This is a genomic window from Inquilinus limosus, assembly GCF_051487185.1.
In the GTDB taxonomy this organism is placed as follows: Bacteria; Pseudomonadota; Alphaproteobacteria; order DSM-16000; family Inquilinaceae; genus Inquilinus; species Inquilinus limosus_F.
Genome location: NZ_JAHVDK010000023.1, coordinates 21,849 through 36,640, shown reverse-complemented (window position 1 = coordinate 36,640; position 14,792 = coordinate 21,849). Strand labels below are relative to the sequence as shown.

Annotated in this window: 18 protein-coding genes; 8 read left to right on the top strand and 10 right to left on the bottom strand. The window is 70.0% G+C overall.

Annotation, left to right across the window (positions count from 1 at the left end; all coding sequences use genetic code 11):
* Together KXR53_RS23980 and fumC are read right to left on the bottom strand one after the other, a co-directional pair.
* A complete protein-coding gene (locus KXR53_RS23980; RefSeq protein WP_437377804.1) occupies positions 1-222 on the bottom strand; it encodes a ribbon-helix-helix domain-containing protein in 222 nt (73 codons plus the stop codon).
* 10 nt (positions 223-232) lie between these two features.
* A complete protein-coding gene (gene fumC / locus KXR53_RS23975) occupies positions 233-1,636 on the bottom strand; it encodes a class II fumarate hydratase (protein ID WP_437377803.1) in 1,404 nt (467 codons plus the stop codon).
* A 110-nt stretch (positions 1,637-1,746) separates the two neighbouring features.
* On the opposite strand from fumC, the gene nthA reads away from it, so the two are divergent.
* The 4 genes from nthA to KXR53_RS23955 are packed head-to-tail and all read left to right on the top strand — an operon-like array spanning position 1,747 to position 3,833.
* The gene (nthA, locus tag KXR53_RS23970) at positions 1,747-2,373 is read left to right on the top strand and encodes a nitrile hydratase subunit alpha (RefSeq protein ID WP_437377802.1); all 627 of its coding nucleotides are present in this window, start codon (positions 1,747-1,749) and stop codon (positions 2,371-2,373) included.
* On the top strand, positions 2,370-3,029 hold the full coding sequence (nthB, locus tag KXR53_RS23965; RefSeq protein ID WP_437377801.1) for a nitrile hydratase subunit beta: 660 nt from the start codon (positions 2,370-2,372) through the stop codon (positions 3,027-3,029). Before nthA ends, nthB begins: the two co-directional genes overlap by 4 nt.
* Positions 3,016-3,402: a nitrile hydratase accessory protein gene (locus KXR53_RS23960; RefSeq protein ID WP_437377800.1), complete on the top strand. Its 387-nt coding sequence runs from the start codon at positions 3,016-3,018 to the stop codon at positions 3,400-3,402. The genes nthB and KXR53_RS23960 overlap by 14 nt, the downstream gene beginning before the upstream one ends.
* 44 nt (positions 3,403-3,446) lie before the next feature.
* Entirely contained in the window at positions 3,447-3,833 is a 387-nt protein-coding gene (locus KXR53_RS23955) for a RidA family protein (RefSeq protein ID WP_437377799.1), read from the top strand.
* Between the two features lie 3 nt (positions 3,834-3,836).
* On the opposite strand, the gene KXR53_RS23950 is transcribed toward KXR53_RS23955, so the two are convergent.
* From KXR53_RS23950 to KXR53_RS23935, 4 genes are all read right to left on the bottom strand, one after another.
* Positions 3,837-5,612 carry a CadC-family transcriptional regulator gene (locus tag KXR53_RS23950; protein WP_437377798.1) on the bottom strand — a complete coding sequence of 592 codons (1,776 nt, stop codon included), beginning with the start codon at positions 5,610-5,612 and terminating at the stop codon, positions 3,837-3,839.
* A 176-nt stretch (positions 5,613-5,788) separates the two neighbouring features.
* Positions 5,789-6,877, bottom strand: coding sequence for a 5-(carboxyamino)imidazole ribonucleotide synthase (locus tag KXR53_RS23945; protein WP_437377797.1), 1,089 nt, complete (start codon positions 6,875-6,877; stop codon positions 5,789-5,791).
* On the bottom strand, positions 6,874-7,371 hold the full coding sequence (purE, locus tag KXR53_RS23940) for a 5-(carboxyamino)imidazole ribonucleotide mutase (protein WP_437377796.1): 498 nt from the start codon (positions 7,369-7,371) through the stop codon (positions 6,874-6,876). The genes KXR53_RS23945 and purE overlap by 4 nt, the downstream gene beginning before the upstream one ends.
* Positions 7,372-7,399: 28 nt before the next feature.
* Positions 7,400-7,600 (bottom strand): YdcH family protein, encoded by a 201-nt coding sequence (locus KXR53_RS23935; protein WP_026869463.1) that lies wholly within the window; start codon positions 7,598-7,600, stop codon positions 7,400-7,402.
* Between the two features lie 174 nt (positions 7,601-7,774).
* Here KXR53_RS23935 and KXR53_RS23930 point away from each other — a divergent pair, with 174 nt between their 5' ends.
* The 3 genes from KXR53_RS23930 (at position 7,775) to KXR53_RS23920 (ending at position 10,850) form a co-directional block, all read left to right on the top strand.
* Complete coding sequence (locus KXR53_RS23930) at positions 7,775-8,857, top strand: ATP-dependent 6-phosphofructokinase (RefSeq protein WP_437377795.1); 1,083 nt, start codon at positions 7,775-7,777, stop codon at positions 8,855-8,857.
* 131 nt (positions 8,858-8,988) lie between these two features.
* Positions 8,989-9,627: an ArsR/SmtB family transcription factor gene (locus tag KXR53_RS23925; RefSeq protein WP_437377794.1), complete on the top strand. Its 639-nt coding sequence runs from the start codon at positions 8,989-8,991 to the stop codon at positions 9,625-9,627.
* The gene (locus KXR53_RS23920) at positions 9,624-10,850 is read left to right on the top strand and encodes an MFS transporter (RefSeq protein ID WP_437377793.1); all 1,227 of its coding nucleotides are present in this window, start codon (positions 9,624-9,626) and stop codon (positions 10,848-10,850) included. The genes KXR53_RS23925 and KXR53_RS23920 overlap by 4 nt, the downstream gene beginning before the upstream one ends.
* 19 nt (positions 10,851-10,869) lie before the next feature.
* Here KXR53_RS23920 and KXR53_RS23915 read toward each other — a convergent pair whose 3' ends face one another.
* The 3 genes from KXR53_RS23915 to KXR53_RS23905 form a co-directional block, all read right to left on the bottom strand.
* Positions 10,870-11,592 (bottom strand): MOSC domain-containing protein, encoded by a 723-nt coding sequence (locus KXR53_RS23915; protein WP_437377792.1) that lies wholly within the window; start codon positions 11,590-11,592, stop codon positions 10,870-10,872.
* A gap of 70 nt (positions 11,593-11,662) precedes the next feature.
* Positions 11,663-12,844, bottom strand: coding sequence for a DUF3734 domain-containing protein (locus tag KXR53_RS23910; protein ID WP_437377791.1), 1,182 nt, complete (start codon positions 12,842-12,844; stop codon positions 11,663-11,665).
* Between the two features lie 75 nt (positions 12,845-12,919).
* Positions 12,920-13,657, bottom strand: a complete 738-nt coding sequence (locus KXR53_RS23905) for an acetoacetate decarboxylase (protein ID WP_437377790.1) — start codon at positions 13,655-13,657, stop codon at positions 12,920-12,922.
* A gap of 241 nt (positions 13,658-13,898) precedes the next feature.
* On the opposite strand from KXR53_RS23905, the gene KXR53_RS23900 reads away from it, so the two are divergent.
* Complete coding sequence (locus KXR53_RS23900; RefSeq protein WP_437377789.1) at positions 13,899-14,066, top strand: YdcH family protein; 168 nt, start codon at positions 13,899-13,901, stop codon at positions 14,064-14,066.
* A gap of 83 nt (positions 14,067-14,149) precedes the next feature.
* Here the strand turns inward: KXR53_RS23900 and KXR53_RS23895 are convergent, their stop codons facing one another.
* The gene (locus KXR53_RS23895) at positions 14,150-14,743 is read right to left on the bottom strand and encodes a DUF1013 domain-containing protein (protein ID WP_437377788.1); all 594 of its coding nucleotides are present in this window, start codon (positions 14,741-14,743) and stop codon (positions 14,150-14,152) included.
* Positions 14,744-14,792 lie beyond the last annotated feature (49 nt).

Here is a 14,792-nt window from a genome sequence, read left to right as displayed (position 1 = left end):
TCAGATCTCCCGCGTCAGCGCTGCCCGCAGGATCTCAACCCTGAGCGCGCTGGACAGGTTGCCCTCCGGGTCGCGGGCGGCGTCGACCTGCTCGACCAGGCGGTTGACCGCCAGGCCCCGTACGGCGGCCAGGCGGGTGAGGGCGTCCCAGAAGGCCGGCTCCAGCGATACGCTGGTGGCATGGCCGGCGATGCTGACCGACCGCTTGCGGACGCCGCTCACCGCTGTCGGATCAGGCGTGCGGGCCGACCATGGTCTCGGGCCGCACCCACTGGTCGAACTGCTCGGCGGTCAGGAGGCCGAGCGCGATCGCCGCCTGCTTCAGCGTGGTGTTCTCGGCATGCGCCTTCTTCGCCACCTTGGCGGCGTTGTCGTAGCCGATATGCGGGTTCAGCGCCGTCACCAGCATCAGCGATTCGTGCAGCAGCTGCCCGATCCGGTCGGTCCGGGCCTCGATGCCGATGACGCAGTTGTCGGTGAAGCTGCGGCAGGCATCGGCCAAGAGGCGGATCGACTGCAGCAGGTTGTAGATGATCACCGGCTTGAACACGTTCAGCTCGAAATGCCCGGTGGCGCCGGAGATGGTAATGGCGACGTGGTTGCCCATCACCTGGGCGCAGACCATGGTCATGGCCTCGGACTGGGTCGGGTTGACCTTGCCCGGCATGATCGAGGAGCCGGGCTCGTTCTCCGGCAGGTGGATCTCGCCGATGCCGCAGCGCGGGCCGGAGCCCAAGAGGCGGATGTCGTTGGCGATCTTCATCAGCGACGTGGCCAGCGTGTTCAGCACGCCCGAGGCCTCGACGCAGGCGTCATGCGCGGCCAGCGCCTCGAACTTGTTCGGCGCGGTCCTGAACGGGAAGCCGGTGATGCTCGCGACATGCGCCGCGAAGGCCTCGGCGAAGCCCTCCTTGGCGTTCAGCCCAGTGCCGACGGCGGTGCCGCCCTGGGCGAGGTCGAGCAGATGCGGCAGGCAGCCCTTGACCCGGGCGATGCCCAGCTCGATCTGCCGGGCATAGCCGGAGAACTCCTGGCCCAGCGTCAGCGGCGTCGCGTCCTGCAGATGGGTGCGGCCGATCTTGACGATGTCCTTGAACTCCGACGCCTTCTGGGCCAGGGCGCGATGCAGGTGCTCCAAGCTCGGCAGCAGCTCGTGGCCGATCTGCTCGACCGCGGCGATGTGCATCACCGTCGGGAAGCTGTCGTTCGAGGACTGGCCGCGGTTGACGTGGTCGTTCGGATGCACCGGCTTCTTCGAGCCGATCTCGCCGCCCAGGATCTCGATCGCGCGGTTCGAGATCACCTCATTGGCGTTCATGTTGGTCTGGGTGCCCGACCCGGTCTGCCACACCACCAGCGGGAAATGGTCGGCCAGGGTGCCGTCGATCACCTCCTCGGCCGCGGCGACGATGGCGTTGCCGACCGCCGGGTCCAGCTCGCCCAGCGCGATGTTGGCCTGGGCCGCGGCCTTCTTCTGGATGCCCAGGGCCCGCACCAGCGGGGCCGGCATGCGCTCGCCGCCGATCTTGAAGTTCTGCAGGCTGCGCTGGGTCTGCGCGCCCCAGTAGCGGTCGGCCGGCACCTCGACGGCGCCCAGGCTGTCGGTCTCGGTGCGGAATGCGGTTTCGGCGGCCATCGAACGGCTCCGGTTGCTGTCAGTTTTCGGCTGGCCGGCTTGCTAGCACGAAAGCGCCGGGGGCGGTAGGCTGGGCTGTCCCCGACGGAATCCCAGAGGCGGAGCAGGCCATGTCCGGGCATCACCACGACCATGACCACGAGGGCAGCGCGCTGCCCGAGATCGCGCTGCGGGTGAAGGCGCTGGAATCGATCCTGGTCGAGAAGGGCTATGTCGACCCGGCCGCGCTCGACGTGCTGATCGAGACTTATGAGACCAAGGTCGGCCCGCGCAACGGCGCCCGGGTGGTGGCGAAGGCCTGGGCCGATCCGGCCTATCGCCAGCGCCTCCTGGACGACGCCAGCGCCGCGATCAGGGAGTTCGGCTTCGTCGGCCGCCAGGGCGAGCACATGATCGCGGTCGAGAACACGCCCGACACGCACAACCTCGTCGTCTGCACCCTGTGCTCCTGCTACCCCTGGCCGGTGCTGGGGCTGCCGCCGGTCTGGTACAAATCGGCGCCCTACCGCTCGCGCGCGGTGATCGACCCGCGCGGCGTGCTGGCCGAATTCGGCGTCACCCTGCCGGAGTCGACCCGCATCCGCGTCTGGGATTCGACGGCGGAGACCCGCTACCTCGTGGTGCCGATGCGCCCGGCCGGCACCGAAGGCTGGGACGAGGCGGCTCTGGCCGATCTCGTCACCCGCGACAGCATGATCGGCGCCGGGCTGGCCCGCGAGCCGGGAGACGCACGATGAACGGCGCTCAGGATCTCGGCGGCATGATGGGCTTCGGCCCGGTGGTGCCGGAGCCGGAGGACGTCCGGTTCCATGCGGAATGGGAAAAGCGGGCGCTCGCCATCACCCTGGCGGCGGGCGCGCTGGGGCATTGGAACATCGATGCCGGCCGGCATGCGCGCGAGTCGCTGCATCCGGCGGACTACCTGTCCTCCAGCTACTTCGAGATCTGGACCAAGGGTCTGGAGAAGCTGCTGCAGGGCGCCGGGCTGGTCTCGGCGGCGGAGCTGAAGGCCGGGCGCGCCATCGATCCGCCGGTCCCGAACCAGCGCGTGCTGCGGGCCGACCAGGTCCCGGCGGTGCTGGCGCGCGGCACCAACTACGAGCGGCCGGCCGAGGCGCCGGCCCGCTTCGCCGTCGGCGATGCGGTGCGGGCCCGCAACATGCACCCGGCCGGCCACACGAGGCTGCCGCGCTACGCCCGCGGCAAGGTGGGCGAGATCGAGCGCGTGCACGGCGTCTTCGTGCTGCCCGACACCAACGCCCATGGCCGCGGCGAGAACCCGCAATGGCTCTACACCGTGCGCTTCGGCGGGCGGGAGCTGTGGGGCGAGGCGGCCGACCCGACCCTGACCGTCTCGATCGACGCCTGGGAGGGCTATCTTGAGCCGGCATGAGGCGGTGATCGACGCCCTGCGGGACGCGGCGCCGCTGCCGCGCGACGCCGAGGGGCCGGTCTTCGCCGAGCCCTGGCAGGCCCAGGCCTTCGCCATGGCGGTGGCGCTGCACGAGCGCGGCGTCTTCACCTGGATGGAATGGGCGGCAGCGCTGGCGGCGGAGATCGCCCGTGCCCGGGCGGCCGGCGATCCCGATGACGGCAGCCGCTACTACGAGCACTGGCTGACGGCGCTGGAGCGGCTGGTGGCGGCCAAGGGCGTCGCCGATCCCGAGGCTCTCGGGCGGCGCAAGGCGGCCTGGGACCGCGCGGCCCGGGCCACGCCGCACGGCGCGCCGATCCTGCTGGAGAACGATCCGCTGTCCGGACGCTAGGCTGTGCCCGGTCTCCGTTCCACTCACCGATATCGGGAAGGACCATGACCATTCAGCTGCACAACCCGGCCGGCGTCGCCGCGCCGTTCTCCCGCTACAGCCACGGCGCCTCGGCCCCGGCCGGGGCGCGCTGGCTGCACATCTCCGGCCAGGTCGGCGCCGGGCCCGACGGCGCCGTTCCGGACGAACCGGAGCGGCAGATGGAGCTGGCCTGGGACAACCTGCTGGCCGTGCTGGCCGATGCCGGAATGACCGTGACCGATCTGGTCAAGGTCGACGGCTTCATCACCCGGCCCGATCTGGTGCCGCTCTATCGCAGCGTGCGCGAGCGGCGGCTGGCCGGCCACGCCTCGGCCTCGACCCTGGTGGTGGTCGCCGGCCTGGTGCTGCCCAGCCTGCTGGTGGAGATCCAGGCGGTCGCGGCGCGGTAGGCGTCATCCCTCCGGCAGCCCGGCGCGGCGCAGCCCGTCGAGATAGCGCCGCAGCAGGCCCGGCTCGAAATAGTGCAGCGCATCGGCCACGGTCGACAGCGTGATCCCGGGCCGGGAGGCGGTGAACTGCGCCAGCGCACCGCGCGCGGCCTCGATCTGCCCGGCATGGGCGAGGAAGGTGGCGAGGTCGCGGAACATCCAGGTCGCGGCCGGCTTCTGGTGCAGCGCCTTCCGCGTCCAGCCGGCGGCCTCCTCGGGGCGGCCCTCGGCGAAGGCGGTGAGGCCCAGGCCGATGAAGCAGTTGAAGCTGAAGGGGTCGAGGGGGCTCAGCCGGATCGCCCGTTCGAAGCAGGGGCGACCGGCGCCCGGATCGCCGCGATAGACATGCAGGAAGCCGCGGCGGGTCCAGGCCCAGGCGTGGTTCGGGTCGAGCGCCAGGGCCCGATCGACGAACTGCTCGGCCCGGGCGACATCGCCGAACAGCAGCATGGTCGCGGTGGCCAGGGCGCTGAGCGCCGTGGCGTCGTCCTGGGCGCCCTCCGACGCCTGCTTGATCAGGCGATCGCCCGTGGCCCGTTCGGCGGCGAAATTCGAGGACCAGTTGTAGGTGACCTGCTGCCCATGCGCCCAGGCGGCGAGGGCGGCGGCGCGGCTGTAGCCCGGATCCAGCCGCAACGCCTCGCCCAGCAGCCGGATCGCCTCGCTGTTCTCCGATTTCCGGTGGGCCCAGAGATGCGGCAGCGCCCGCAGCATCAGGTCGTAGGCGGCGAGGCTGTCCGGCCGCTTGCGCAGCGCCAGCGTGATCTCCGCCGCCCGGATCGAGGGGTGCAGCGCCCCGGCGACGCCCTCGGCGATCCGGTCCTGCAGGTCGAACATCTCGTCGACCGTCCCGTCGAAGCGGCCGGACCAGAGATGCAGCGCGCTGGCCGCTTCGACCAGCTGGGCCGTGATCCGCACCCGGTCGCCGGATTTCCGCACGCTGCCTTCGAGCAGATAGCGGACCTTGAGCGTGCGGGCGATCTCACGGGGATCCATCGGCCGCCCCGCGGCCCGATAGGCCTCGGCCGAATGGCGGGCGATCACGGTGAAATCCCGGATGCGGGACAGCGTCGCGGTGATCTCCTCCACCGCGCCTTCGGCGAGGGCGGAGACAGCGGGATCACCCGACAGATTGTCGAAAGGCAGGACGACGATGGACGGCAGATCGTCATCGTCCAGCGCACTGGCGACCCCGGCCGGTCCCTCGGCCTCTGGAGGCGTCGTGCCCGGAGGGCCCCAGACCCAGACCTCCATCGGTTCGGCGATATCCTTCAGCGTCGTCATGACCCGGACGAATGGCGTCGCCAGCGCCTTGCCGAGCTGCCAGCGCACGGAATGGGTGATGGCGATCCCGCCGGGCGGCGCCACCTGCTGCAGGCGGACGACGAAGGCGACGGCGGCCCCGAAGCGGTCCTCCCCCTCGACGAAGACATCGGCCAGCCCGATGCCGGCGCGCACCAGAATCGGCCGCCCCGGCCGGCGTGCGTTGCGGGCCGCCATCGCCTCCTGGAACTCGACCGTCCAGGACACGGCGTCCTCGATGCTGGAGAACTCGATCAGCACGCCGTCGCCCATGGTCTTGAACACATGGCCGTTGCGGGCCTGGAGCTTCGCGCCCAGCAGCTCGCGGCGGATGGCGGCGAGCGCCGCGAGCGTGGCACGCTCGTCCTCCTGCACGAGGCGGGTGAAGCCTGCCACATCGAGAGAGACAATGACGGTCAGCCGGCGCTGGGCTCGCATCTGTGATGATCTTCGGCGGTTACATCAGCTTGCGGCGCGCCCCGCGATCCTGCAATGCCGTAACGTCGATCGTGCCTCGCCGCGCGCTCATCCTTTTGGGGGCGATACCGGCGGGACCGTGAATCCATCGTTATGCCGACTCGCCACGGTGCGCAAGACCGGGCCCGAGGGCGTGATCAGTCCTTCGGCACCAGCCGGTTGACATGGCCCATCTTGCGGCCGGGGCGGGGGGCGCCCTTGCCGTAAAGATGCAGCCGGGCGCCGGGCTCGGCCAGGAATTCGGGCCAGCGCAGCACGTCGTCGCCAATCAGGTTGTGCATCACCGCGTCGGAATGTCGCGCGGTCGAGCCCAGCGGCAGGCCGGAGACGGCGCGGACCAGCTGCTCGAACTGGTCGCAGGCGCAGGCGTCCTGGGTCCAATGGCCGGAATTGTGCGGCCGCGGCGCCAGCTCGTTGACCAAGAGGCCGCCGTCACGCGCCTCGAACAGCTCGACCGCCAGCAGGCCGACCATGTCGAGCGCGGTGATCAGCGTCCGGGCGATCTGCTCCGCCTCGGCCGCACGCTCCGGCGCCAGGTCGGGGGCCGGGGCGATCGTCTCCGCCAGGATGTGGTCGCGGTGCCGGTTCTCGACCGCCGGATAACAGACGACCGACCCGTCGACGCCGCGGGCGGCGATCACCGACAACTCGCGGGCGAAGTCGACGAAGCCCTCCAGGATCGCCGGGCGGCCGCCGAGTCGTTCCCAGGCCGCCGCGGCGTCCGCAGGGGTGCGGATCACCGCCTGGCCCTTGCCGTCATAGCCCTCGCGCCGAGTCTTCAGCACCGACGGCGTGCCGATCGCGGCCACGGCCGCCGCCAGCTCCTCGGCCGAGCCGACGGCGCGCCAGGGCGCGGTGCCGATGCCGTTGCGGTTGCAGAAATCCTTCTCCGCCACCCGGTCCTGGCACATCGCGAGGCCGTCCGGCCCCGGCCGCACCGGCACGCGGGCGGCCAGGTGCAGCACGGTCTCGTAGGGGATGTTCTCGAACTCGTAGGTGACGACGTCGACCTGGGCGGCGAAGGCGTCCAGCGCCGCATGGTCGGTGTAGGAGGACAGGGTCGAGCGGTCGGTCACCTGGGCGCAGGGGCTGTCCGGGTCCGGGCACAGCACATGGGTGCGGTAGCCGAGGCGGGCGGCGGCCAGGGCGGTCATGCGGCCGAGCTGGCCGCCGCCGAGCATGCCGATGACGCTGCCGGGAGGAAGGGGAGAAACGGTGCTGGTCATTCGTCCTTCGGATGCTCGGCCACGGCCTCGGTCTGGCGCCGGCGCCAGTCGTCCAGCGCATCGGCTATGGCCGGGTCGCCCAGCGCCAGGATCGAGGCGGCCAGGAGGGCCGCGTTGATCGCCCCGGCCCGGCCGATGGCCAGCGTGCCGACCGGGACGCCGCCCGGCATCTGCACGATCGACAACAGGCTGTCCATGCCCTTCAGCGCCTTGCTCTCGACCGGCACGCCCAGCACCGGCAGCGGCGTCATCGCCGCCGCCATGCCCGGCAGATGGGCGGCGCCGCCGGCGCCGGCGATGATCACCTTGACGCCGCGGCCGCGCGCCTCGCGGGCGAAGTCGTACAGCCGCTCCGGCGTGCGGTGGGCGGAGACGATGCGCGCCTCATGGCCGATGCTCAGCAGCGACAGCGTCTCGGCGGCGTGGCGCATGGTCTCCCAGTCGGACTGGCTGCCCATGATGATCGCCACAGGCGGCGCGGCGGGTTCGGCCATCGGTCGGGATCCTCGCGGCTGCGGGCGCTCAGGCGATGATGTCGGGCAAGAGCTTGCTCTCGATCATGGTGATCTGATCCTTGAGCAGCAGCTTGCGCTTCTTCAGGCGCTGGATCTGAAGCTGGTTGACGGGGCCGTCCGCGGTCAGCCGGTCGATGATCTCGTCGAGGTCGCGGTGCTCGACCCGCAATGCGGCCAGCTTCTCCTGCATCGACTCGATGTCGATCATTCCCTCCAACGACCTTTCCTGCGGATCCGGGTGCAGCGGTGCCTGATCATAGCAAAGGGAGCGGCCCGACCGGAACGCGTTTGACGCGGGGGTGGGGCGCATGGCGCTCTTACAGCACCGGCCGCTTCCCGGTACAAGAGGGAACCGCAACCGACAGGGAAACTAAGGCACGGCATGGCGGGAGAGAAGCGCATCGGGATCCTGACCAGCGGCGGCGACTGCGCCGGGCTCAACGCGGTGATCCGGTCGGTGGTGTGCCGGGCCGACGGCCTGGGCTGGACCGTGATCGGAATCAAGGAGGGCACGTCGGGCCTGCTGGCCCGGCCGCTGCGCTACGAGGTGCTGACGCCGGACAAGATGACGACCGCGGTGATGCGCCAGGGCGGCACCATTCTCGGCACCACCAACAAGGGCGACCCCTTCGCCTTCCCGATGTCCGACGGCACGGTCAAGGACCGTTCGCGCGAGATCGTCAGCGGTTATCACGAGCTCGGCCTCGATGCCCTGATCGGCGTCGGCGGAGACGGCAGCCACACTATCCTGCGGCGCCTGGCGCAGCAGGGCGGGTTCAACTATGTCGGCATCCCGAAGACGATCGACAACGATGTCGGTCTGACCGAGGTCTCGGTCGGCTTCGACACCGCGGTGGCCGTGGCGACCGAGGCGCTGGACCGGCTGCAGCCGACCGCGGCCAGCCACGCCCGGGTGATGGTGCTGGAGGTGATGGGCCGCGACGCCGGCCACATCGCGCTGGCGGCCGGCGTCGCCGGCGGCGCCGACGTGATCCTGATCCCGGAGATCCCGTTCTCGATCGACTCCGTCGCCCACAAGATTCGAGAGGTGCGCCGGGCGGGCCGCAACTTCGCCCTGGTCGTGGTCTCCGAAGCGGTGAAGACGGCGGAGGGGACGACCGTGCACAAGGAGTACCATGGCGGCGAGAAGCGCCTCGGCGGCATCGGCGACTATGTCGCTTCCAAGATCGCCAACGCCACCGGGGCGGACGCGCGGGTGACGGTGCTGGGCCATGTCCAGCGCGGCTCGATGCCGAGCTGGCGCGACCGGCTGATCGCCTCGGCCTTCGGCGCCCATGCCGTCGACCTGATTGCCGAGGGCAAGTTCGACCGCCTGGTCGCCTGGTCCGACCGCCGCGTGATCGACGTGCCGCTGGAGGCCGCGATCGCCGAGTACCAGGACGTCAAGCTGGACGACCCGCTGGTCAAGACCGCCCGGGCGCTGGGGATCTGCCTGGGGGATTGAGGCCGGACTCTCCGGTTTCATCGTCATTGCCGGATAGCGGAGCAATCCATCGGGCCGCCCGCAGCGGCGCCACGCGCGCCTTCTGCACAGAAAAGTTTGCAAATATCTCTTTGCAAAGATAAATTTGGGGAATGAAGGCGCCTCGCCCCCAGCCTGTTGCCGCTGCGTCCCGCAATGTTCGTCGGGTCGTCCCCGATCCAACAGCTCTCAAGGCGCTGGCGCATCCGGTGCGGCTTCGGATGCTGGGCATGCTCAGGGTCGATGGCCCTGCCACCGCGACGCAATTGGCGGCGCGGCTGGGCCTCAACAGCGGCGCGACGAGCTATCACCTCCGCCAGCTGGCCGCGTACGGCTTCATCGAGGACGCGCCAGGGCCGTCGCGCCGCGAACGCTGGTGGCGTGCCAGCCATGAACTGACATCCGTGCCCGAGACGGAAGCCGAGGGCGAGGGGCTGGAGGCGGGTGTCGCCTTCACCCAGGCGGCGCTGTCCTTGCAGGTCGGCCAGATGCAGCAGGCTGTCGAGGAATATGCCGAGCTGCCGGCGCCGTGGCGCAAGGCCAGCACGGCCAGCGATGTCACCATCCCGCTGACGGCGGAGCAGGCCGAAGCCCTGACCAGGCGGCTGACCGACATCATGCTGGAGGCGATGCGGGACGCCCCGCCCCTGGGGGAACCGATGCCCCCGGGCACGGCGCCCTTCTCGATCATGCTGCACGCCTTTCCCTATCCGGGCCGCCTCCCGCACCGTGAGGAGGATGCGGAGCCGTGAGCGCACGCGCGCCCTTTCTCGCCCTGGTCGTCGCCGAAACATTCTCCATTTCCGGCACGAGACTGTCGGCGATCGCCATTCCCTGGCTGGTGCTGACCACGACGGGCAGCCCCGTGTCGACCGGGCTGGTGGCCATGACGGAGATGCTGCCCTATGTCGTCGCCAAGGCGCTGGGCGGCCCGCTGATAGACCGCGTCGGTCCCAAACGCATCGCCATCCTCTGCGATACCGCCTCGGTGGTCGCGGTGGGGCTGGTGCCCCTGCTGCATCTGCTGGGCATGCTCACCATCCCGGTCCTGCTCCCCATCGTCTTCGCCATCGGCGTGCTGCGCGGTCCGTCGGATGCGGCCAAGCAATCGATGGTTCCGGACGTCGCTGAGTTGGCGGCCATGCCGCTGGAACGGGTGACCGGCGTCGTCGGCACTATCGAGAGGCTGGCATCGACGGTGGGGGCGGCCGGCGCCGGTGCGCTGATCGCCGTGGTCGGTCCGGCGCAGGCCCTCGTCTTCAATGCCGTCACCTTCGCCGCTGCCGTCCTGATCGTCGGCGCGGGCATTCCCGTACTGCGCCATGCCTCCGTCGCCGGGACGGCCGGTGTGGCTTCCTATGGCCGAGAGCTGCTGGAAGGGTGGACCTTTCTGCGCCGGGACGCGGTGCTGATGGGCATCGTCGTCATGGTGGCGATCACCAATCTTCTGGATCAGGCGTTTCACGCCGTTCTGCTGCCGGTCTGGACTCAGGATGCGGGCCATGGTCCCGAACTGCTGGGCGCGATGCTGGCGGTCTTCTCCGGAGCCTCCATGGCGGGCGCGGCCATCGCCGCCTCGATCGGCGAGCGGATGCCGCGTCTCGTCGTCTACACGGTCGCGTTCCTCCTGACCGGATTTCCGCGCTTTCTCGTCCTCGCGGTGGACGTGCCGCTCGCCCTCGTTTTCATGACCCTGGCGGTCGGCGGGTTTGCCTCGGGTTTCCTCAATCCGATCGTACTCGCCGTGATGTTTGAGCGGATACCCGTGCCCTTGATCGGCCGCGTCACCTCGATGAGCACAGCACTCTTCTGGACGCTGATCTCCTTCGGCGGGCTCTTCGGCGGCGCGTTGATCAGCGGCGTCGGCCTTCCCGCCGCTCTGCTGCTGACCGGGCTGGCCTATCTGGCGGCAACGCTCCTTCCGCTGGCGCGCAAGAGCTTCCGTGAGTTCGGGAAGAGACGGATTGCAGTCTGATCGCGGTCGGGCTTCGAGCCTAGCCCAGCACCCGTACCGCATCCCCGACCCGGATCCCGCCCGGCGTCTCGACCGTGCACAGCACGCCGAAATGGGTGGCGTTGCGCTTGGCGATCGCCATCAGCACCGCGGGATCGAGCGGCAGGTCGCCCTGGGCCAGGGTGGTGAAGGCGCAGCGCACGCAACGCTCGACGATGCGGATGCGGACGTCGCCGATCGCCATCAGCCGGCCGGTCCAGCCGGTCTCGACGAAGCCCTCCGCCCCCGGCAGGTCGAGCACGAGGTTCGGCCGGAACCGGCGCTCGTCGATAGCGCTGCCCGGCAGGATCTCCCGCAGCGCCGCCAGCGATGCCGTCGTTACCAGATGGATGGGGTGGCGCTCGTAGCGCGGCTTGAGCGGGCCGGCGGTCGCCGTCTCGGCCGCATCGGCGGCATGCGGGCGCAGCGCCACCGGGAAGCCGAAATGGGCAGCCAGGGCGTCGCCGGAAGCTTCGGCCGGCAGGCTGCGCCCATCCGGGAAGTCCAGCCGTAGCCCGTCGGCGGTGGTGCGGGCCCGGATCTGCGGCGCCGGCCGCCAGCGGCGCTTGGTCTCCGGGAAGGCGGTCTCGCCGCTGTCCCCATCGGCCAGGCCCCAGGCCCGGTCGCCGGCCAGGCCGGTCGCGTCGACGGCGCAGGCGTCCAGGGCCTCGCCGCCGAGCGAGCTGACCGGATAGCGCCACAGCGCCGCGACCCGTCCCTCCATCGCATCCCCCGCTCTCTGTCCCGGCATTATCGCGAATGCGGGGGCATCCACAATGCCGGTCTCGGGCCGGCTACCGGTCCTCCCGGTGCACGTCGTGGGTGACCACGCCGACCTCCGGCGGCGGCCGGTCCAGCCGGCGCGGATCGGCCAAAGTGCGGCGGATGTCGTCGAGGCCGCTCTGCCAGTGCTCGCGCATCGCGTCCAGGCCGAACTCATAGTCCTTGGAATGGCCCTCATAGGCCTTCGACTGGTAGATCAGGTGCACGATGTTGTAGGCGCGGTGGCAGGCCAGCTCGGCGATCGCCTGCATCTCCGGGTCCTGCTCGGCCGCCTCCGGCAGCCGGTCCAGCACCCGCTGCAGCGCCTGGCGCATCTTCTGCATCTGCAGCATGTAGGTGGTGATGGCGCGGGTGCGGCTGGAATACTGGATGTCCTTCTGCCGGCTGCTGACCTCCATCAGATCGTCCGGCAGCCTGCCCTTGGCCGACCACAGATCGACCTGGAAGGCCAGCGTGTCGCGCCGCGGCTCGGTCGACAGCACATAGGACAGGGGCGTGTTCGAGACCACGCCCCCGTCCCAGTAGTATTCGCCGTCGATCTCGACCGCCGGGAAGCCGGGCGGCAGCGCGCCCGAGGCCATGAAATGCTCCGGTCCCAGCCGCCGCTCCGCCGTGTCGAAATAGACGAAGTTGCCGCTGCGGACATTGACCGCGCCGACGCTGACCCGGATCTCGCCGGAGTTCAGCCGGTCGAAATCGACCAGCCGCTCCAGCGTCTCGCGCAGCGGGCTGGTGTCGTAGAAGCTGGTGGCGGCGTCGCCGGCGAAGGGCGAGAGATAGGGCGGCGGGAAGCGCGGCTTGAAGAAGCCGGGCTGCCCCTGGAACAGCGCCCGCATCGCCGCGGCGGCGTTGTGCACCGAGCGCAGGTCGAAGGCGAAGGGCAGCGCGTCCGCCAGGCCTTCGGCCGCCGGCCACTCGACCGGGGCGGCGCAGATCGTCTCCCAGAACTCGCGCAGGCGGTCCACCCGCTCGGCTTCGGGCGATCCGGCGATGATCGCGGTGTTGAGCGCGCCGATCGAGATCCCGGCCAGCCAGCCCGGCCGGATGCCGGCCTCGTGCAGCCCTTCGTAGACCCCGGCCTGGTAGGCGCCGAGCGCGCCGCCGCCCTGCAGCACCAGGGCGACGACGTCGTAGGGCGGCAGTTCGATCCGCCCCGGGGCGCTGCGCGCCTGCTTGCGTTTCACGCCACGCATCCCGTGTCTCCCCGGGGCCGGATGTCCGGCCCCAAACTATAGGTTGGGGTGCGGTCCACCGCACCACGGCGGCGCTCAGGCGAGATAGTCGTGCACCACGGTGCCGAGGCCGAGCGTCAGGTCGGCGACGAGATGCTTGGCCGACAGCACCTCCAGCACCGGCAGCTCGGCCACCGGGGCCAGGGCGTGCGGATACAAGTCGAGCGCCGCGGGGCCGGTCCAGGCGCCCCTCACGGTCACATCCTCGAGGTAGTAGCGCACCAGCTCGCAGATCCGCGGGCTGCCGTCGACATGCGGGATGATCTTCAGGAGGAAGTTCGGCGCCGCCAGGCTCCTGGCCTCGGCTGCCAGGTCCAGGGTGCGGTGCTTGTAGCCCATGGTGCCGGTGGCGATGCGGACCGAGCCGTAGTTCAGCGTGCCGACCAGCGTGTCGGTCTCGACCGCCAGCGTCGGCTGCGCCAGCTTCTTCGGGAAGCCCCACAGCTCGCGCCCGCCGGCGATCGGCGGATGGTCGTTCAGGAACATCTGGTGGGTGTAGCCGCCGGTCTGGCCCTGCCAGCGCACCGGGATCACCTGGCCGCTCTCGGTGTAGTCGCCGAAGCCGGTCGAATCCGGCATGCGGATGAACTCGTAATTCACCACCGGCTCGACGATCTCCAGCGGCTCCGGCACCACCCGGCGCAGCGCCTCAGGGTCGGTGCGGTAGCGGATGATGAAATACTGCCGGTCGACGAAGCGGTAGGGCCCGGGCGGGAAGGCCGGGCTGGTCAGCGGCATGGCGAAAGCGGTCCGCCGGACGGTCTCGCGATCCATCGCACTGCATCCTCGCTGTTGTGCACCGCACAAGGTGAACCGAGCGAAGCGGTGCGGGAAGGCGGAATCAAGTCCGTTAAGGAAATTTCACGTCCGAGGCAGGATTATTGCAGGGGCGACCAATTGTCTCGCCCCGGAACAGGAATAGAAGCCGCGTTGACTTGCAGCCGCCACCGGGGCGTAACATATCAGACAAAGGAGGGGCTGAACCAACGTCCAGCTTTCAACAGAGGAGCGAGAGATGGCTGTTGCAGAGCGTATCGAAGCGCTTCGGACAAAGCACGCCGCCCTGGATCGCACGTTGGAAGAGGCGATCCACCGCCCCCAACCCGACGAGCTCGAGATCGTGCGGTTGAAAAAGGAAAAGCTGAGACTCAAGGATGAGATGGCCCGTCTGGGCCACGCTTGACGGAGAGACCACGGTTTTCGGAATCCTAAAGGGCGGTGCCGGGGGGCGCCGCCCTTTTGACATCGGTGCTCCCGAGTCGCGCCTCAGTCCTCCTGGGCTTCCTCGGCCTCCTCGTCGAAGCTGACGGTCGGGGTCGGCACCGCGCCCGGCGGCAGATTGGCGCGGGCCTTGGTCAGGGCAGCATCCAGCTCCGCATAGGAGCACAGGCCCAGCATCACCGGGCTGCGGGGCTTCAGGTTCGGCGAATTCCAATGGGTCTTGTCGCGGATCGCCTGGATGGTCGGCTTGGTGGTGCCGATCAGCTTGCAGATCTGGGCGTCCGACAGCTCCGGATGCTCCTTCAGCAGATAGGCGATGGCATCTGGCTTGTCGCCGCGCTTGGTCACCGGGGTGTAGCGCGGACCCTTGGCGCGGACGACGGGCTGTGGGATGTCGGACACCGCCATCCGCAACCGGGCGTTCGGATCGGCCTGGCAGCGGTCGATTTCAGCCTGGGTCAGCTGGCCGTTGACGATCGGGTCCAGCCCGACCATGCCGATCGCGACCTCGCCGTCGGCGATCGCCCGGATCTCCAGCTCATGCAGGCCGCAGAAGGCGGCGATCTGCTCGAAGCTCAGCGACGTGTTCTCGACAAGCCAGACAGCGGTCGCCTTCGGCATCAGCGGTTGTTTGGTCATCCTTCTCGGTCTCCTCTGCGCAAAGCGATCCCGCCGCGACCGGCCGGAG

Coding starts and splice junctions, on each gene's coding strand:
- fumC (WP_437377803.1), bottom strand. CDS start 1,636: ATGGCCGCCGAAACCGCATTCCGCACCGAGACCGACAGCCTGGGCGCC.
- nthA (WP_437377802.1), top strand. CDS start 1,747: ATGTCCGGGCATCACCACGACCATGACCACGAGGGCAGCGCGCTGCCC.
- nthB (WP_437377801.1), top strand. CDS start 2,370: ATGAACGGCGCTCAGGATCTCGGCGGCATGATGGGCTTCGGCCCGGTG.
- KXR53_RS23955 (WP_437377799.1), top strand. CDS start 3,447: ATGACCATTCAGCTGCACAACCCGGCCGGCGTCGCCGCGCCGTTCTCC.
- KXR53_RS23950 (WP_437377798.1), bottom strand. CDS start 5,612: ATGCGAGCCCAGCGCCGGCTGACCGTCATTGTCTCTCTCGATGTGGCA.
- KXR53_RS23945 (WP_437377797.1), bottom strand. CDS start 6,877: ATGACCAGCACCGTTTCTCCCCTTCCTCCCGGCAGCGTCATCGGCATG.
- purE (WP_437377796.1), bottom strand. CDS start 7,371: ATGGCCGAACCCGCCGCGCCGCCTGTGGCGATCATCATGGGCAGCCAG.
- KXR53_RS23935 (WP_026869463.1), bottom strand. CDS start 7,600: ATGATCGACATCGAGTCGATGCAGGAGAAGCTGGCCGCATTGCGGGTC.
- KXR53_RS23930 (WP_437377795.1), top strand. CDS start 7,775: ATGGCGGGAGAGAAGCGCATCGGGATCCTGACCAGCGGCGGCGACTGC.
- KXR53_RS23925 (WP_437377794.1), top strand. CDS start 8,989: ATGAAGGCGCCTCGCCCCCAGCCTGTTGCCGCTGCGTCCCGCAATGTT.
- KXR53_RS23915 (WP_437377792.1), bottom strand. CDS start 11,592: ATGGAGGGACGGGTCGCGGCGCTGTGGCGCTATCCGGTCAGCTCGCTC.
- KXR53_RS23910 (WP_437377791.1), bottom strand. CDS start 12,844: ATGCGTGGCGTGAAACGCAAGCAGGCGCGCAGCGCCCCGGGGCGGATC.
- KXR53_RS23905 (WP_437377790.1), bottom strand. CDS start 13,657: ATGGATCGCGAGACCGTCCGGCGGACCGCTTTCGCCATGCCGCTGACC.
- KXR53_RS23900 (WP_437377789.1), top strand. CDS start 13,899: ATGGCTGTTGCAGAGCGTATCGAAGCGCTTCGGACAAAGCACGCCGCC.
- KXR53_RS23895 (WP_437377788.1), bottom strand. CDS start 14,743: ATGACCAAACAACCGCTGATGCCGAAGGCGACCGCTGTCTGGCTTGTC.